We start from the raw sequence: 18,406 nt of genomic DNA, 5'->3' as shown, positions 1-18,406 counted from the left end.
ATATCTGCAAAAGAAATTCCTATTAAATTTATTGAACAAAGAGAGTGAAACTGTAAAAAGATCCTTTTCTTGTTCAAGACACCATCTTATTGACGTTTTCCCACTGCCTTTTTGATCATAATAGAATTCATAAAAAGTTCCATTCTATCTAAAGCTGTTTTGAGCATTTCCATTGAAGCAGCATATGAAATCCTGATGAAACCTTCTCCATAATCAGAAAACCCGTTACCAGGCACAACCGCAACTTTCGCTTCTTGTAATAGGTTCATCGCAAAATCGAATGAATTCATGTTTGTACTTTTTATAGAAGGGAAAACATAAAAGGCACCTTCCGGTTTAACAACATCTAATCCCATGTTCGTTAATCGTTCGCAAACATAATCTCTTCTTTTCCGATATTCATCGACCATTTGATGCGCGTCATTGATTCCATGTGTAAGAGCTTCAACGGCTGCATGCTGGCTTATCGTGCTAGCACAGACTGAATTATAAAGATGCACCTTTAACATCTCTTTAGATAAAAAGGCCGGAGCAAACGTAAAACCAATTCTCCACCCTGTCATAGAATGAGACTTAGCTAGACCATTAATAACGATCGTTTTTTCCTTCATTCCTGGAACAGAGGCAATGGAATAATGTTTTTTATCAAACGTCAGTTCACTGTATATTTCATCCGAAACGACAAAAATATTCTTTTCCCTCAGAAGTCTTGCTATTCCAATAATCTCTTCTTGATCTAACACGCTTCCTAACGGATTGGATGGAGAGCAAAGAACAAGGCAGCGAGTTCGTTTGGTTATTTTGCTTTCAATCAGTTCGGCATTGACCTTGAATTGATTTTGAGTCACATCAATATAGACGGGAACTGCCCCACACAATCTGATCAGCGGTTCGTATCCTGGATAAATTGGGGCTGGTAAAAGGACTTCGTCTCCCTCACGCAAAATCGTGCGAAATGCTGTATCAATCGCTTCTGTTGCTCCGTTGGTTACAATGATCTCCTTTTCGGCATCATAGGATAAACCGTATTTAAGCTGCACAAAGTCACTAGCTGCTTGTCTGAGGCTAAGTAACCCTGCATTATGCGTATAGGCCGTTTGATTCTGTCTTATTGCTGAAATACCAGCTTCCTTTATATGCTCGGGAGTACGAAAATCAGGCTGACCTAGGGTAAGATTAATAGCATCAGGAAAATCAGCAACCATATTGGAAAATTTTCTGATACTAGGAACCTGAATCGTCGTCACTCTTTTATTGTTCAAATTTTCCATGTGATCTCACCTTTTTTAGTTTTACACTCATTTCATCTTTTCCTATTTATTTTCCACTGGAACTAAAGGACGATCAGGCTTAATAAAGAACCATATCAAAGCTGCGATAATGACAGGGATAATGTTGATTAATAGAGTGGTGTTCCAACCCATTTCTTGTGCAAACCATCCGCAGATAATGGGAGATGTGATCCCTCCAATGGCTCCCCACGTATTCATCCAGCCACTGACGGAACCTGAGAATTCTTGACCTAAATCGTTCGCAATCGCCCAAGAAGCAACAATAGGTAACCCTAGTGCACCAAGAGTGATGGTCAACCAAACAACGTTTGATGTAGGACTAACAGAGTAAGCAGAGAGATACAAGCCTACCATGAAAACGACAAAACCGAATACAGCCATACCCCCACGTGCGATCATCCTCGAGTTTGTTCTTTGTAGGATTTTATCGGAAACAGCACCTCCGATTAGAACAGAGAGACAGATTGCCAACCATGGAAAGCTTGCAGCAAATCCCATTTCTTTTAGAGAAAAGTTCCTTGCCTCCATCAAATAAGTAGGCAGCCATGTTAAAAAGAATGTGTTCATGTAGATCACAACTAGATATTGAATCCCTACCAGCCAGAATCGGTAGTTTTTCAAATACTGCTTCCAAGGGGCTGATTTTTTTTGAAGACCGGAAAAACTGCGGTTTTCAATAATGAGCCTTTTTTCTGTTTCAGAAATCCAAGGATGCTGTTCTGGCTTATCCCGTCCGAAGAAATACCAAGCCACTGCAACTACGATGCCCAAAAGACCAAAAACATAAAATACCCCATGCCAACCAAACGCTGCCAAAATAGCTACTGAGATCCCAGGTGCAATAACCGGACCCAAGAAGGAACCAGCTAACAAAGCACTAGACGCACGTCCTTTTTCATGCTTTTGAAACCAGTGCGAGTTGAATACAGCGTTCCCCGGATACATCGGGCCCTCACCAGCTCCAAATAAAAATCGTACGATACACATGACAACATAATTGGCACTAGCAGCTGTTAAAGCAGTAAAGAGGGACCACCATGCAACTGCGATGGTCACGATCTTCCTTGCGCCAAACTTTTCAGCCAGCATACCGCCAGGAATTTGCGCAAAACAATACCCTAAGTAAAAAAGTGAAGAAAGTAGTCCAAATTGAACTTTATTCAATCCTAAATCTTCCATCATTGGTACAGCTACAATAGAAATATTTGATCGGTCCATGTAAGCGATGAAACCAATGATAAAAAATAGAAAGGCAAGTCCCCAACGTAACCCGATTTTCTTTTCTTTTACCTGTACCATTTCTACTTGTTTTTCAGCTTCCATTCTTCCCATCGTACCCTCTCCCTTTTTAAAATAAATGTAGAAAAGCAGCAAAAAAATAGGTAATCATTTTAATAGTCATTCAATTCATTAGTCGTTCTTGCTCTTTTCTGCCAGCTTATCCCATAAGGGGTCAAAACGACGTAGATAATTCTCTGCACCTAACTGTTCTAAATCTTGGCGGCGTTTTTCATCGGCTTCCTGTTCCTTTTTACCAATTTCGAGATAGGTTAATGCATCCTCTTTTGGGACCACTAACAAGCCATCGTTGCTTCCGACAATAATATCACCCGGATTAATAACACAACCGGAAATGGATACTGGAACATTTACATCGCCATCAAGACTGTAAACCTTGGTTGTTAAAGGGGAAACAGCGTAAGAAAAAACCTTAAATTGAAGATCAATAATCATCCTGGTATCTGTAACCGGTCCGTTAATGATACAAGCAATAGCACCCTTTTCCATCGCAAGTTTCGTGGTGATTTCGCCCCAACAAGCAAAACGTTCTTCTTCGTTCATATCGATAACAACGACATCACCAGGTTTCACAAAATCCAATGCCTTATTGACTAATAAACCATCATTGGGAGGAATCCTTACGGTGACTGCAGGTCCTGCAAAGGTGTTGTCAATTGGAAATAAGGGTTTGATTTTTCTTGTACTGATTAATTGAAAATTGAGACTGTGTCCATAATCACTTGGCGAAATCGCTTCCAACTCTTTAATCACTTGTGGATCTGGTCTTTGAATTTCAGAAATAATCTTCATTAAGTTATTTCTACCCCTCTCTTCTATTGTATACAAATACAAATACATTATATAGGTGGAAAAGATAAATTGTAAATACTATTTAGAAAATTATATTTTTTACTTTCTATTCTTAAATACATTTTCAAAAAAGCCTAAAAGGGTGCACCAATGTTGGCGCACCCTTCTAGTGATTTCTTTATCTTTCTTTTTTTAATCCCCATTTATGTCATAAGGATTTCTAGCTCTAGATTATTACCAATAATTATCCAGCAAATGTCGTAAGTTTCGTGAAATACTTCATACGTTTCTTTAATTATGTAATAAATCTCTTAAAATATGTCATAAGTGCCTAGTTACGAAATAAAATGCCACCAGAACCGTCCCCCATGGTCTCCCTTCTCACTCAATAACATTCTCCTTAGAAGGATCAACCAACTTCCATTGTGGCATTCATTTTAGTAACCTCTTTAATAGCTTCTTTCATCCCATCATTTTCAATTTTAATGAGATAATTCGTCACAGCCTCTGTTAACAATGGCACATTATTTAGGTCCATACCCCAAACTTTTTCATATGCAAGTACAGATGTAACAATTTGTTTTATACCGCTGTCTGTTCCGTCATAGTTTTGCCATAAGGATTTATATAGATCTAAAATATCTTGATCATCCTGCAGTTGGATTTCTTCTTCCCCTCTTTTTCCTTTGTAGTAACTGATTAAGGCGCTAAGGGAGAAAGTTAATTTTTTTGGAAGTTCCTTCTTTTTGTCCAGATATTCCAGCAACGATGGTAAATCCCTTGTTTTGAACTTTGACATCGAGTTTAAGGCGATGCTGCTCAAATAGTGATTGACAAATGGATTCATAAACCTTTCCAGCACAGCTTCTGCAAAAAGCTTCAATTCTTGTTCTGGCATATCTATTACAGGGACAATTTCTTCATAAATTAACTCTTCCACAAACTTCTTGGTTATTTCATTTGTTTATTACAAAAAATTAGAAATATAGGAAGAAAATGCTTAGAAATGCCGCAGGGACGGTTCTAGCTACAAGAACCGCCCCCTTGGTTTTATAAATTAAGTATGCGAAACAATGATCTCGCATTCTCCATCCAACTCAAACTCTCCAAACCCAACAGGAATAATAAAATGGGTTCCCTTCCCTAATTCATATTTTTCACCATTATGGATGAGTGATCCCTGTCCCTTAATCACACTGAAAAGCAAGTATTGCTCATCAAATGAAAAGGATACCTTCCCATGGATATCCCATTTATAAACAGAGAAAAATTCCGACTCCACAAAAGTCGTAACCATGGCATTTTCGAATTCCTCTACTCGCGGCGAATTCATTGCATTTTGATGAGGCACTGTCGTTACCTCAATCGCCTTTTCTATATGCAAATCACGCAGGTTCCCTTCCGCATCCCTGCGATCAAAATCATAAACCCGATAGGTAGTGTCAGAACTCTGTTGCGTTTCCAATACGAGCGTTCCTTCACACAAAGCATGGATTGTACCACTTGGGACATTGAAAAAGTCACCCGGCTTGATTTTAACACGGCGCAGCAGGTCGTTCCATTCCCCCTCATTAATATGCTGGATTAGTTCTTCCTTTGATTGGGCGTTATGTCCAAAAATTATATCCGCCTCTTCTTTGCAGTCGATAATATACCAACATTCTGTCTTTCCAAGCTCACCGTTTTCATTCACTTTTGCATAGGCATCATCGGGATGAACCTGTACGGATAAATCCATATTGGCATCCAAAATCTTGGTAAGCAGCGGAAATACCTCTTTCTTTTGACTTCCAAATAACTCAGGATGCTCACTCCAGAGATTGTCCAAGGTCATGCCGGCATATGGACCGTTTTCAATGACCGAAGGGCCGTTTGGATGAGCAGAAATAGCCCAGCATTCTCCTGTTAGTTCTGATGAAATTTCATATCCAAATTCCTTTTGTAATGCCGTTCCGCCCCAAATTCTCTCTTTAAAAACAGGTTTTAATATTAATGGCTGCAAAATAGCCTCCTCCTAATGATGTAAATTTGACACATCGGGGACGGTTCTCCCGGCCCCGAAAAAGCCACAAGAACCGTCCCCATGGCCCACTCATGGTCACCGATGGTCAAGCATTTTGTATTGGGCTTTCACTAATTCATAATAGATTCCTTGTTTAGCCATGAGATTTTCATGATTTCCCTGCTCCAGGATATTACCGTGATCAAGAACCAAGATGTTGTCGGCTTCCCGGATTGTTGATAACCTGTGGGCAATCATAATGGCTGTTCTTCCTTTTAATAACGTTCTTAATGCCTTTTGAATCTTGACCTCTGATTCCGTGTCAATACTTGCGGTGGCTTCATCCAAAATGAGAATTTTTGGCTCAGCGAGAAGGGCCCTGGCGAAAGAAAGGAGCTGGCGCTCACCCACCGACAAGATATTGCCCCGCTCTTCCACCTCCGTTTGATAGCCATTCGTAAGCTGGTTAATAAACGAATCGGCTCCTACTACCTTCGCGGCAGCGATCACTTCCTCGTCACTGGCACCCGGATTTCCAAAACGAATATTTTCCATAATCGTTCCTGAAAAGATAAACGTGTCCTGCAGGACCACGCCTATTTGCGAGCGGAGACCCGCAATCGACAATTCATGAATGGGATGGCCATCGATTTTGACAACACCTGAGGTTGAATCATAGAAGCGGCTGACCAAGTTAGCAATGGTCGTCTTCCCGGAGCCCGTATGGCCGACAAGCGCAACCGTCTCTCCCGCTTTTATTGAAAAAGAAATACCGTTTAACGCCTTTCTTGATCCATCATAGGAAAATTCCACATCCTCAAAATCAATCTGCCCTTTAATAGAAGAGAGAATCATAGGTTTGGAGGCCTCCGACACAAGCGGTCTTTCATCTAAAAACTCAAAAATCCGCTCCGAAGAAGCCATTCCAATCAACAGCTGATTATACAGCTGGCCAAGACGCGAAATCGGCTCCCAGAACATCCCTAAATAAAAGGCAAAGGAGACAAATTCCCCGATTGTACTTTCACCTCCCGAAACAAGAAAAGCCCCGTACCAGATGAGAATGGCCGTCCCCAAAGCATTGGTGATCTCGACAAACGGTCCAAACATGGCATTTTTATGGACTGCTTGTTTCCAAGTTTCAAAGTTTTCCTGGTTGACTCCCTTAAAAAATTGAATGTTTTCTTTTTCTTGGGTAAAGGCCTGCGTGACGCGGATGCCTTGAATGCTTTCATTTAAATGGGAATTGAGCTTCGACTGGACGAGCCGAACCGATTGCCACTGCAGCCGGATATTTTTTCGCAGGCTGGTGGAGATGAAAAACATGATCGGCAAAATCACCATAATCGCAATCGTTAATTTTGCATTCAAAGAAAATAAGATAATAATAACCGACAGCAATAGGAGAAAATCGGTTAATAGATTAATAACACCACTTGTAAACAGCTCCTGCAGGGAATTAATATCATTCATAATCCTCACAAGAATCGACCCGCCCGAACGCTGGTCGAAGAACCTGTGTGATAGGGACTGTACATGTGTAAACAAATGCTGCCGCAAATCATAAATGACATTTTGCCCAAGCTTATTCATCCAGCGGATTCTTAGCAAATTGACAAAATAGGATAAAACATACAACCCTGAAATGATGAAAATCAGCTGGAGCAATAAGGTTGTATCTTTTTCAACAATCGCCTTGTCAAGGGTATAGACGCCAATTAAAATCGGAATGATTAAACGGATGGCTGTTGAAATGATCACTGTCATAAACGAAAGAGGCAGTAAATTTTTTGTATAGGGCTTTAAGTATTGCAGCAAGCGCCACATCTGTTGCCAGTTAAACGATTTATCAATCACTTCATCCTGAGAGTAATGAAACCTCTCGAGGATGAGTTGTTTCTTTCGTTGTTCCTCCATGTTTCACTTATCCTCCCGCCTTTTGCATAATCGCTGCCTGATCCTGATATTGGATATTGTAGATACGCCGGTACGCTCCACCATGGGCGAGCAGCTGTTCATGTGTGCCGCGTTCGATGATTCTTCCCTGATCCAGCACCAAAATTTCATCGGCATGCTTAAGCGATGAAATACGATGGGCAATAATAAACGTCGTTCTCCCCTTCATGACTTCTCGGAGGGCCTTTTGAATATGAAATTCAGTTTCCATATCGACCGCACTAGTGGAATCATCTAAAATGAGAATCGCCGGATTCATGCAAATGGCGCGTGCAATCGCAATCCGCTGTTTTTGCCCCCCGGAGAGCCCCATTCCCCGTTCACCCAGCTTCGTGTCATATCCATCAGGCAGCTCCATAATAAAATCATGAGCCTGTGCCCGTTTGGCCGCATCGATAATTTCCTCCAACGCCGCATCTGGTCTTCCGTAAGCAATATTTGCCTTAATAGTGGATGAAAACAGAAAGGTTTCCTGTAAGACAACGCCAATTTGCGAACGCAGCATTTTCAACCCGTATTCCTGAATAGGTCGATCATCAATCACAATCTTTCCTGCCGTCGGTTCATAAAAACGGGATAGAAGCTGAATCATGCTGGTTTTTCCAGAACCTGTTGCGCCAATAAGCCCAATGGTTGTTCCTGGAGGCGCGGAAAAAGTGATTTCCTTAAGTGCGGCCGCCTCTTCCGATTGATAGTGGAACGTGACCTGATCGAAGTTCACTTTTCCTGCCATTCTGCCGGTATTTCTGATGTCATCGCCATCCATAATCGTTTCATCTGCTTCCAATACTTCAAGAAGCCTTTCGCCGGAAGCTTTTGCCTGTGAGAACATATTGATGGTAAATCCCAGGTTCATAATCGGCCAAATAATATACCAAACAAGACTGTAGAAGGCGACAAGCTCCCCGGGTTTTAAGGCTCCACTGATCACTTGAAATCCGCCATAGGCCAGCAAGGCGACAACGGAAATATTGCCGATCAACTCCATCAGCGGAAAATACTTCGACCATACCACCGACGTAGCCAGCTGCTTGGTCCTGTACTCCTGATTGGAGGAGTTAAAGCGCTTCGTTTCCTCCTTTTCTTTTGACAGGGCTTTAACCGTATGGATCCCGTTAATATTTTCCTGCACCATGGTATTTAAGCGGCCGAACGATTCGCGAATCCCGCGGAACGCCGGATGGACGGCTCTATCGAACTTATAAACCACCACACTTAAAAAAGGCAGCGACATCATCGTGACCAAAGTCAGGGAAACGGAATAATAGAACATCACACAAAGACTGGTCCCCACTACAATGACAAAGCGAAGGACCTCGCTAAAGCCGAAGGATACAAAAAAACGGAAACCTTCCACATCCGCGGTCAAACGGGACATTAGATCCCCTGTCTTTGCGTTATCGTAATAGCTGAAGGATAGCCGCTGCAGCTTTTCATATAGAGCATTTCGGAGCAAGTACACGGATTTAATACCGAACATATCTGCCAAATAATGCTGAATGAAAGTTGAGAAGGCTTTTACCCCCATGATCACGATAAATCCCAAGGCAATCCACGGCACCCAGTCATATTTCCGCCCAAGCACGACATCATCAATGGTTACCTGCAAAATGACCGGATAGATGACGGTAATCGCAGCGACAAGCAGCATAAAGAGCAACGACCAGATAAAATCCTTTTTAAAAGGAAGATAAAACGACTTTAACTTTTTAAAAACGAACATTTTTTTCCTCCTTATGTACCCTGAAAATTTACATACCTTACATTTATATAGATTTAAGTTAGAAATATTTCGAAAATCGTTAAATTAGGTTGTCTAAATTTTTGATAAACTCCACCTCCTTTAGTGCCATAAACCGGCACCTATGTAAGCCCTTCCATTATTTTAGCAGTACGATTCCCTCCATCCTATTGGCAAAACCATAGATTCATTGGTTAAAATAAAGTCTTTTGCCCACAAAGAAAAAACGTACCACCTTCGACGTGGCACGTTTCTTCTATTAGTATTATTTATTGCTCTCAGTCAATGCCTGATGTCCCAGCAAAAGCGCCCCTGTAATCCCGGCATCATTGCCTAAACCAGGGCTTACAATATATTCTGACAGCTCCGGCAATGAAACATAATCACGGAGAAACTCCTTCAAATGCTGGTAGATAGATGGGAATACCTGTTTCTGGTTCATGACGCCGCCGCCCAGGATAATCTTTTTCGGCGAAAGAATCAAAATATATTGCATCAGTGCCTGGGCGATATAGTATCCTTCTAATTCCCATACTTCATTTCTGTCCACTAACTCAATTCCTTTTTGCCCCCAGCGCCCTTCAATGGCAGGGCCGGCCGCCAATCCTTCCAGACAATCACCGTGGTACGGGCACCGCCCCTGATATGGATCCTCCGGATGACGCCTAACCAAAATATGCCCCATTTCCGGATGAGAATGCCCTTGAAGCATTTGTCCCTGGACGAGCGCTCCTGCTCCAATTCCTGTTCCAACCGTTATATACAAGCAGCTATCCATCCCTTTGGCTGCACCAAAAGTCGCCTCGCCTAACGCGGCGGCATTCACATCCGTATTAAATCCGATGGGAACCCCAAATTCATCCTCAAACCCTTGCACAAACGGATAATCCTTCCATCCTGGTTTTGGGGTAGACGTGATGTGCCCGTATGTGGGACTTTCCCGGTTAACATTAATCGGGCCAAACGACCCAATTCCAATCGCTTCGATCGGGTATTTTTTAAAAAATTCAATGACCTTCGGAATCGTTTCATCCGGGGTAGTGGTAGGGATATGAATTCGGTCCACGATCGTTCCCTTTTCGTCTCCAACGGCACAAACAAATTTTGTCCCGCCAGCTTCAATTCCACCAAGCATTCGCAGCTCCTCCTAATCTATTATTCATTAAACCGGCCTGCGCCCTTCAGGAAATGAAACAATGCCCCGATTAGGTTTGCATCATTATCAAATTGACAGGCTTGCACTTCTATTCGCAACGTTGAAATGTCGTCCCTTAACCTATTCAATTCACGATTGATCCCGTCAATCACTTCCTGCCGCTTGCTAATGCCACCGCCAATGAAGATTTTTTGCGGGTCCAAGGCATATGTTAAATTATAAATTCCGATGGCGAGCCGTTTATAAAATTCTACAATACTCTCCTTGGCAATCGTGTCACCTTTATCGGCAAGAAGAAATACTTCTTCACCGTTCAACGTTCCTTTTGCCAGTGACTTTCTCCTGGCAACCTCCTCCACTAAAGCATGGGTTGAAGCAGTCTTGCTCCAGGTTTGATCAAGCGGGTTTTTAGACTGTGCTCCCATAATCATGTAACCGAACTCCCCGCCGTGGAGAGATGCGCCGCGTAAGATCGATTGGTTAATAACGATACTGCCGCCAATTCCTGTACCTATGACAATACAAATATAGTATTCCGTGCCTTTTGCTGCACCTAACCATCCTTCCGCCAAAGCGGCGCAATTGGCATCATTTTCGATCGATACCGGGAAACCCGTTCGCTCCCTTATGAGGTCAGTCATACAAACTCCATGTATATACGGAATCGCACTGGCACCGCCAATAAATCCCGATTTAACATTTACAGCACCGGGTGAACTTAAAGCAATGCCTTGCAATTCAAATGAATTCGAATATTCTTTTGTTACTTGGCTAAGTTTCTGCAAGAAACTTTCTAATCCTTCACAAGGAGTTGGAAACTTCCCACTTTCAAATTTCTTTCCTTCTTGATCCATAACAGCATATTTTATATAGGTGCCGCCAATATCGAATACCATGTACGCTTTCATCCGACTCACCTCATTTTCATCCACTGCCGATTTCATGGTTAAAACCCATTGTTTTCAGACAACTGTTTATACCATTTCCCTGATTTTTTAACCGTTCGTGTTAAATGGTTCTTTAAATCTACTTCCACTAATCCATATCGGTTCTTATAAGCGTTCGTCCATGACCAGTTATCCATGAAGGTCCATAGGTGATATCCCAAGCAATTCGCTCCCTCTTCAAGCGCTTTATGCACCCATTTCAAGTGTTCCTGAATAAATTCAATCCGATAATCATCCTCAATAAACCCTTCCACATGACGGAACTTTTCTTCCCCTTCAACACCCATTCCATTTTCCGAAATAAAGAATGGCAGATTACCATAGTTGTCACGGAGGTCAATCATAATATCATAGATAACTTCCTCGCAGATTTCCCAACCACGGTGCGGATTGATTTTCCTGCCTGGCATGATATAAGGATCAAAAAGATGTTCCGGCATAAACGGAGCATTCTCCGGCTCAGGCTTCACTTTCGCTTTCACACGGCGCGGCTGGTAGTAGTTCACGCCTAATAGATCAATCGGATTATTTCTAATCACTTCTAAATCACCAGCCTCCACGGCTGGAAGCAGGTCTCTTTCATTTAAAATATCAATCAAATCACGGGGATACTCCCCTTTTGTGACCGGATCAAGGAAGCTGCGGTTAAAGAATAAATCCGAAATATGGGCAGCCTTTACATCTTCGGCATCCTGGCTCCGTGGATAAGATGGGGTGAGATTAAGGATAATGCCAATTTTCCCGTCCACATTAATTTTTCTAAAGGCTTCTACTGCCTTCGCATGGGCCACAATGGTATAGTGGGCAACCGTTGCCCCCCGTTTGAAATCCACTATATTTGGATAATGCCAATTATATAAATACCCGGCCTCAACCGGGACGATCGGTTCGTTAAAGGTAAACCAATATTTCACACGGTCGCCAAATAAGCGAAAACAGGTCTCCGCATAATTCACATAGGCATCGATGACCTCCCGGCTTTCCCAACCGCCTTTTTCCTGCATGCACATCGGCATATCGAAATGGTATAAATTCACAAATGGTTCGATGTCATGAGCAATCAATTCATCGATGACCTGGTTGTAAAAGGCAACGGCTTTCCCGTTTACTTCACCAGTTCCATCCGGTATCAAACGTGACCATTGAATCGAGGTCCGAAAGGAGTTATGGCCCGTTTCTTTCATCAGCTGTATATCTTCTTTAAACCGATGATAGAAATCCGATGTATGTTCCGGACCAACCCCATGATGAAAACAAGCAGGTTCCATGCTGTACCAATAATCCCAGATACTTTGCTTTCTTCCATCCAACAGCGCTGCGCCTTCCGTTTGCGGGCCTGATGCGGCACTTCCCCACCAAAAGTTTTTTGGAAAACGATAGGTAAGGTTATATTCTTGCAAACTATTAACCATTGATTATCACCATTCTTTTATTTAATTTTTCTCCATTCACTTGGTGTCGTTCCCACACTTTTTTTGAACTGTTTATAGAAATAAGCCGTATCCGAATACCCGACCTTTTTGCCAATTTCACCTGCACGGTAATGGGTGGTTTTGAGGAGCTCCTTTGCCTTTTCCAATCGGTATCGGTTTAGGTATTCTGAAAAAACCGCCCCTACTTCTTTTTGAAATAATTGCCCCAAATAGATGGCATTGACATGAAACTGCTGGCCCAATGTTTTTAACGAAATCCCTTCATCATAGTGGGCATGGATATAATCAAGGACATTTTGGACAATCGGACTGCGATTATTGACTTGCTTATGGATTGAAAAAATTAATTCCTGGCAATATTCCTTCAAAATGGCTTTCATCTCGTCAATATCAGAGCTATACACGATTTTTTCGATGGCAGCTGTATGATAGGAGAGATCGTTCGGCTGCAACGAATAATGGATATAAGAAAGTAAATCAAAGATATATTTTCTGGCAGCTGGCGGGGAGATAAAACTGGAATTCTTGGTGAGATCCTGAAAAAAAGAATCAATCCGTTGAAAAACTTCTCCATCTGCTTTCAATAGCTGCTTGACAATCGTTTCTTTAAATTCTTGCTGTTTTTTTAATTCTTCATGCTTATCAATCGTCAAATGTTCGGAAAGAAGTACATTTGGGCATGAATATAGCTGCAATAAGCTATATTCCCTTGCTCTCATAAAACTTTCTTCTAATTCGTCTACCGTTTTTACCGGCTTTCCCATCGCTATATAGAATAAACCGGCCCCTCTTTTTTCATCCTTTAGCTGCTCGACCAGGCCTTGGTTATATCGATACAGTTCCTCTTCCTTTTCGCTCCCTAAAATAATGACCAGGTCTTGATTTGGACTGAATAAACAAACGGCTGAGCAATGTTCCTCAATAAAGGTTCTGATTTCCTTTAAAATCTCAACTCTGTAATAATTTTCAAAGCTTAAAATAGAAACAGCATAATACGGCTGAGTAAACTGGATATCATATAATGACAATCTTTCCAGACAGTCGTTCTTCTCAATCTCGCCATTTAAATACCGCCATAAGGTATTGTCCATTAGGGTAGACGGTTCCTGTGCCTGATTACCTCCCGACAATGCATTCATTTTCCGGCCTACATTTTGAATGGTCGATAATAATTCTTCCTCATCCACAGGTTTGACTAAATAGTTTTCAATCCCTAATAACAGACCTTGCTTAATATACTCAAACTCTTGATAACCAGTTAAAATTATACATTTCACCTTCGGCTGGATTTTTTTCGCTTCTTCAATTAAATCCAACCCGGACATTTCTCCCATTAATATATCGGTAATTAGGAGATCGACTGGATGTTCTTTAAGATAGGCAAGAGCCTCTTCCCCACTCTCGGCACGCGACACAATTTCAAAGCCATAGTCCTCCCAATCTAGGAGGGCTTGAAGGCCTATCGTAATTAACGGCTCGTCATCAACCAGAAGCACCTTATACATGGCTGGTCCCTCTTACTGGAATAGAAAGTGTCACAATCGTTCCCTTATCTTTGATACTTTTCACAGAAATGCCGAATGCGTTTCCAAATTTCAGTTTTAAACGTTGATGGATATTTCTTAATCCAATTGAATCCATTTCATCTCCGTCTTCACAATTAAGATGCTGGACAATCATCGCAAGATCCTCCTCCGTTATCCCCTTACCATTATCCTCCACTGTGATTTCCAATGTTTCCCCAAGCTGAGTGGCACGTATGTGCAGCTCATTTTCAGAGCAATTCTTTCTAAAACCATGAACAAAATAATTTTCGATGATCGGCTGCAAAATGAGCTTTTGCACAGGTGTTTGCTCCACGTCACTAGGTATATGAATATCAACCTGTAGTTTGTTTGGGAATTTAAATTGCATTAATTTTAAATACTGATTGACATATTCAATTTCTGTATATAAAGGCACCGTATCTTTTGATTCTAACGAGTAGCGGAATAGCTTTGATAAATGGAAAATCATTTTACTAGAAGTTTTTGAACCCTCTACGACAGCCACCATCCGTATCGCCTCTAACGTATTAAATAAAAAATGAGGATCGATTTGAGCCTGAAGCGCTTTTAATTCCGCTTGCTGCTGCTTTAAATTTAACAGGTAAAATTGTTCAATATAATTATTCAATTCATCTAACATAGAATTGATATTGACAGCAATCCTTGATAATTCATCTTCATGCTTAGATTCCGGTATCCTGGCATCCAGATTTCCGTTCTCAACCTGCCGAATAATCGAAACAATCTTATTAATACGCCTTGAATAATTTCGAGTAAACGAATAGGACATTAAAATGGAAATGATGATGAAGAATATAATGACGCCCCACATGGTTCCCCTTACGATCGTCAGCTTTTGCCACCCTCTATCGGGAATAACACTGACATACGTATAATCCCCCTGGTTTGCAATGGTACTGATATAAAAATGATCATTCTGCCACTTTATTTTTTTCTCATTTGTTTCAGGCTTTATCTGTTTGATCATAACTAAGGGAACATCACCCTTATTGTCGGAATAGATGATTTTCCCTTCAGCATCCATGATAAAAAAGGAAGCAGGCACTCCATCGCGCTTTTTGACCATTTTGTCTAGACGATTAGTAGAATAAAAAATAGTAATCTCACCTATTTTTTTCAAGGTCACTGGATTGTTAACAACAATCTTTTTGGTAAAGGTATCTCTTAGTTTCCGGCCTCTTGGAATACCATCCCCTCTAAACTTGGGAATCCCTTCTGAAAGAAGTGGGCTGTCCAAATTCATGGAATGATCGATGATGCTTTTATTCCATCGTAAATATTGATAAATGAGCAGGTATTCTACCGAAGGGGTTTCCAACGAACGTAAACTGATCGCATTAATATCGCTGTCTTGACCGAAATAGGCATTAAAATACGTATCAATATTAATCGGTACAAAGGACTTGGCCTCCGAAAATTTATTAAGACGGTATTCCAAATATTTCGCATACCCGTTTTGAAGGGCAAAGGACATATCATCAATGACTTCCCCTTTAACATAAAAATCCCTTTTGGATCGATTAATATCTGCATCTTTAGCGGAAAAATAATCCTCCACCCGCTCCATCGTTCTGGTATTGACGTTCACTTCTTTTTGAATAATCACTTCGGAGTAATAGTTCGTAATCGTAACGATTAAAACAATGATGGTTAAAATAATAGTGATAGATGATGCCAAGAATAGTTTATTAAATATTTTTTGAGTAAAACGTCCTTTTCTTCTTAATCCCATTTTGATGTCCTCAAATTATACTTATTGTTTTTTCTAGTCTACCACTGGAACCTACGGTTTCAAATAAAAGCAAGCTGAGATTTCCCACCCAGCTTGACTTTTTTGTTCTTATTTTTGCTTGCTCTTCCAATCGTCAAATTGCTTTTGAATTTCTTTTAATACTTTGTCAATTCCAGCTTCTTTTAACTTCTTATTATATTTTGGCAAGTACTCATCTGGGTCAACAGAACCTGTTGCCAATGCCGGATAGAATTCTTTTGAAATATTTGTAATCGATGCAAGCTCCGATCTAACTGGGTCGTTGTTAAAATGGAAACCAAGGGTTGGCGCTGTTTTGGCAGATTTGTTAAACTCTTCGAATTTATCCCATTTATCTTTAGGATCATTTTCATACAAATCCAAAACAAAAAAGTTTCCAAGTGAATAAGAAGGAACATTATAACGATCTATACGTGCTGGAAGGTCTTTAATCGTTCCATCCTCATTTTTCTCGTAATGAACGCCTTCAATACCTTTGTCAACAAGGTTGCGAAGGTATGGGTCTGTGTTAAGCAGTGTCAGGAATTCCATTGCTTTCTCAGGATTTTTTGATGTTGCTGAGATTGCCTGAATGGAACCGGATACAGAATCATTAATGGTAATCGGATCTTCAGCCGGAACAGAAACAACATCATACTTAGACGCGCGGGACCACAATAAATCAGCATATGGCTGAGAATCACCCATACGGACAAACCAGTTTTCTACATCCATCGGCCAGCTGTCTTTACTTGTCGCTGCATCTTCTTTAAGAAATCCAGATTTATAATATTTATGCATTGTTTTATATGTTTTCATTGTTAAATCAGACTTGAATTGATTGACCACATGGTCTCGATCGCCTTCCATAGCAAAGGCAAATGGCATTTCATTATTAAAGATATAATCGTATGGCAGATAGGCTTTGAATGTAGCCATTGGAGTGACGCCAGGTTCATTCTCTTTAATCGTTTTTAGCATCGGTTCAAGGTCTTCCAAGGTTTTTACTTTTGAAAGATCAAAGTGGTATTTGTCTACAAGGCGTTTATTAAAGGTATAAACCGATTGTCTTGCTGCCTCTTTATTAGTAGGAACGCCATAAATTTTTCCATTGACCTTAATTCCTTCTAACAGGGCCGGGTTGAGAGCCTCTTTAAGCTCTTTGCCCTCTTTCCCTAACATATCGTCAATGTCCTTAAAGGCACCTTTTTGGGCATTTTGAACGTAAGAGGTACCATTGGTAAAAATAATGTCAAACGGTTCCCCTGAATTGATCATCACCTGTGATTTTTGATCCCAATCCCCCCAGTCAATTTGCGTCATTTTCACTGTGGCATTGATTTTTTTCTTTGTGTACTTGTTGACTTCTGCAAAGACTTTTTCAGTATCTTTTTGCGGGGTTCCAATGGTGTACCAATTAATTTCATAAGGCTGGCCATTTTTACCGCTTTTTTCGGATGTGGCACTGTCTTTGCTGGTGCAGGCAGATAGAAGGGTTCCAGCTGCCAGTAGGGATGCGAGCATAATGCCTAACTTCTTTTTCTTCATTCCTCTTCTCCTCTTTCTGTTGATTATTCTTTAACGCCGCCAATCGTCAGTCCGCTAATAAAGTACTTTTGGAAGAACGGGTACGAGACTGCTATCGGTAAGGTGGCGATTACAACCATAGCCATTTTGGCTGATTCTTGCGGAATCGTATCAAATAAACTTGTCTGCATGATAGCGACATCCATATTTTTTCTCATAAATTCAAGATTTGCCTCAATTTTCATGAGTAAAGCTTGAAGCGGCACCAGATTAGGGTTATCAATATAAAGCAAGGCTGTAAACCAGTCATTCCAATAACCCAGTGTACTGAACAAGGCAATTGTGGCAATTCCCGGTAAGGAAAGCGGGAAGATGATTTGGAAGAAGATTCTCCATTCACTTGCCCCATCGATTCTTGCCGATTCCAAAATCGATTCAGAAACGGACTTTAAGAAGAAGGTTCTCATGATGATAATGTAAAACGCATTCATCGCAAGGGGCAGGATCAGTGCCCAAACGGAATTTTTCAAATGCAGGAACTGGGTGACAACGATGTAAGTCGGCACCAGTCCGCCGCTGAAAAGCATCGTAAAGAATGCTAGAAACGTGAAAAATCTTCGATACTTAAATTGCGGTCTTGAAATTGCGTAGGCATAAAAGGTAATCATGAACACACTGATGATGGTACCGATAATTGTAATAAAAATCGTGACACCATAGGAGCGGAAAAAGGACTCCTTCATACCCCAGAGATAATGATAGGCATCCAAGCTCCATTCCTTCGGGATCAATTGAAAACCGTTCCTGACAATACTTTCCTCACTTGTAAACGAAATGATAATGACATAGATAAAAGGAAAGATACACGTAAACGCGAGAATCCCAAGCAGCACACTAATAATAGCATTTGCGGCCGGATGCATATGTTGAGGGTTCCGATACT

Annotated in this window: 14 protein-coding genes; all 14 read right to left on the bottom strand. The window is 41.1% G+C overall.

Going from position 1 to position 18,406, the window contains the following annotated elements:
* Positions 1-86 precede the first annotated feature (86 nt).
* On the bottom strand, positions 87-1,271 hold the full coding sequence (locus V7137_RS05555) for an aminotransferase A (RefSeq protein ID WP_335697137.1): 1,185 nt from the start codon (positions 1,269-1,271) through the stop codon (positions 87-89).
* Between the two features lie 42 nt (positions 1,272-1,313).
* Positions 1,314-2,624 carry an MFS transporter gene (locus tag V7137_RS05550; RefSeq protein ID WP_335697136.1) on the bottom strand — a complete coding sequence of 437 codons (1,311 nt, stop codon included), beginning with the start codon at positions 2,622-2,624 and terminating at the stop codon, positions 1,314-1,316.
* Between the two features lie 78 nt (positions 2,625-2,702).
* Entirely contained in the window at positions 2,703-3,383 is a 681-nt protein-coding gene (locus V7137_RS05545; RefSeq protein ID WP_335697135.1) for an RraA family protein, read from the bottom strand.
* A gap of 409 nt (positions 3,384-3,792) precedes the next feature.
* Positions 3,793-4,338, bottom strand: coding sequence for a hypothetical protein (locus V7137_RS05540; protein WP_420490095.1), 546 nt, complete (start codon positions 4,336-4,338; stop codon positions 3,793-3,795).
* Between the two features lie 102 nt (positions 4,339-4,440).
* The gene (gene manA / locus V7137_RS05535) at positions 4,441-5,388 is read right to left on the bottom strand and encodes a mannose-6-phosphate isomerase, class I (protein ID WP_335697161.1); all 948 of its coding nucleotides are present in this window, start codon (positions 5,386-5,388) and stop codon (positions 4,441-4,443) included.
* Between the two features lie 93 nt (positions 5,389-5,481).
* The gene (locus tag V7137_RS05530) at positions 5,482-7,302 is read right to left on the bottom strand and encodes an ABC transporter ATP-binding protein (protein WP_335697133.1); all 1,821 of its coding nucleotides are present in this window, start codon (positions 7,300-7,302) and stop codon (positions 5,482-5,484) included.
* Positions 7,303-7,309: 7 nt separating this feature from the next.
* Positions 7,310-9,064, bottom strand: coding sequence for an ABC transporter ATP-binding protein (locus tag V7137_RS05525; RefSeq protein WP_335697132.1), 1,755 nt, complete (start codon positions 9,062-9,064; stop codon positions 7,310-7,312).
* Positions 9,065-9,347: 283 nt separating this feature from the next.
* Positions 9,348-10,217: an ROK family protein gene (locus V7137_RS05520; protein ID WP_335697131.1), complete on the bottom strand. Its 870-nt coding sequence runs from the start codon at positions 10,215-10,217 to the stop codon at positions 9,348-9,350.
* Positions 10,218-10,237: 20 nt separating this feature from the next.
* On the bottom strand, positions 10,238-11,182 hold the full coding sequence (locus V7137_RS05515; RefSeq protein WP_335697130.1) for an ROK family protein: 945 nt from the start codon (positions 11,180-11,182) through the stop codon (positions 10,238-10,240).
* 2 nt (positions 11,183-11,184) lie between these two features.
* Entirely contained in the window at positions 11,185-12,597 is a 1,413-nt protein-coding gene (locus tag V7137_RS05510) for a glycoside hydrolase family 1 protein (RefSeq protein WP_335697129.1), read from the bottom strand.
* 17 nt (positions 12,598-12,614) lie between these two features.
* Positions 12,615-14,123: a response regulator transcription factor gene (locus V7137_RS05505; protein WP_335697128.1), complete on the bottom strand. Its 1,509-nt coding sequence runs from the start codon at positions 14,121-14,123 to the stop codon at positions 12,615-12,617.
* The gene (locus V7137_RS05500) at positions 14,116-15,918 is read right to left on the bottom strand and encodes a sensor histidine kinase (protein ID WP_335697127.1); all 1,803 of its coding nucleotides are present in this window, start codon (positions 15,916-15,918) and stop codon (positions 14,116-14,118) included. The genes V7137_RS05505 and V7137_RS05500 overlap by 8 nt, the downstream gene beginning before the upstream one ends.
* Positions 15,919-16,026: 108 nt before the next feature.
* Complete coding sequence (locus V7137_RS05495) at positions 16,027-17,484, bottom strand: ABC transporter substrate-binding protein (RefSeq protein ID WP_335697126.1); 1,458 nt, start codon at positions 17,482-17,484, stop codon at positions 16,027-16,029.
* Positions 17,485-17,507: 23 nt separating this feature from the next.
* On the bottom strand, positions 17,508-18,386 hold the full coding sequence (locus V7137_RS05490; RefSeq protein WP_051633567.1) for a carbohydrate ABC transporter permease: 879 nt from the start codon (positions 18,384-18,386) through the stop codon (positions 17,508-17,510).
* Positions 18,387-18,406: the final 20 nt, after the last annotated feature.

It is taken from the genome of Neobacillus drentensis, assembly GCF_036962765.1.
GTDB lineage: Bacteria > Bacillota > Bacilli > Bacillales > Cytobacillaceae > Neobacillus > Neobacillus drentensis_C.
Note: the sequence above shows the minus strand (reverse complement) of the source record. Positions and strands in the feature narration are given on the sequence as shown.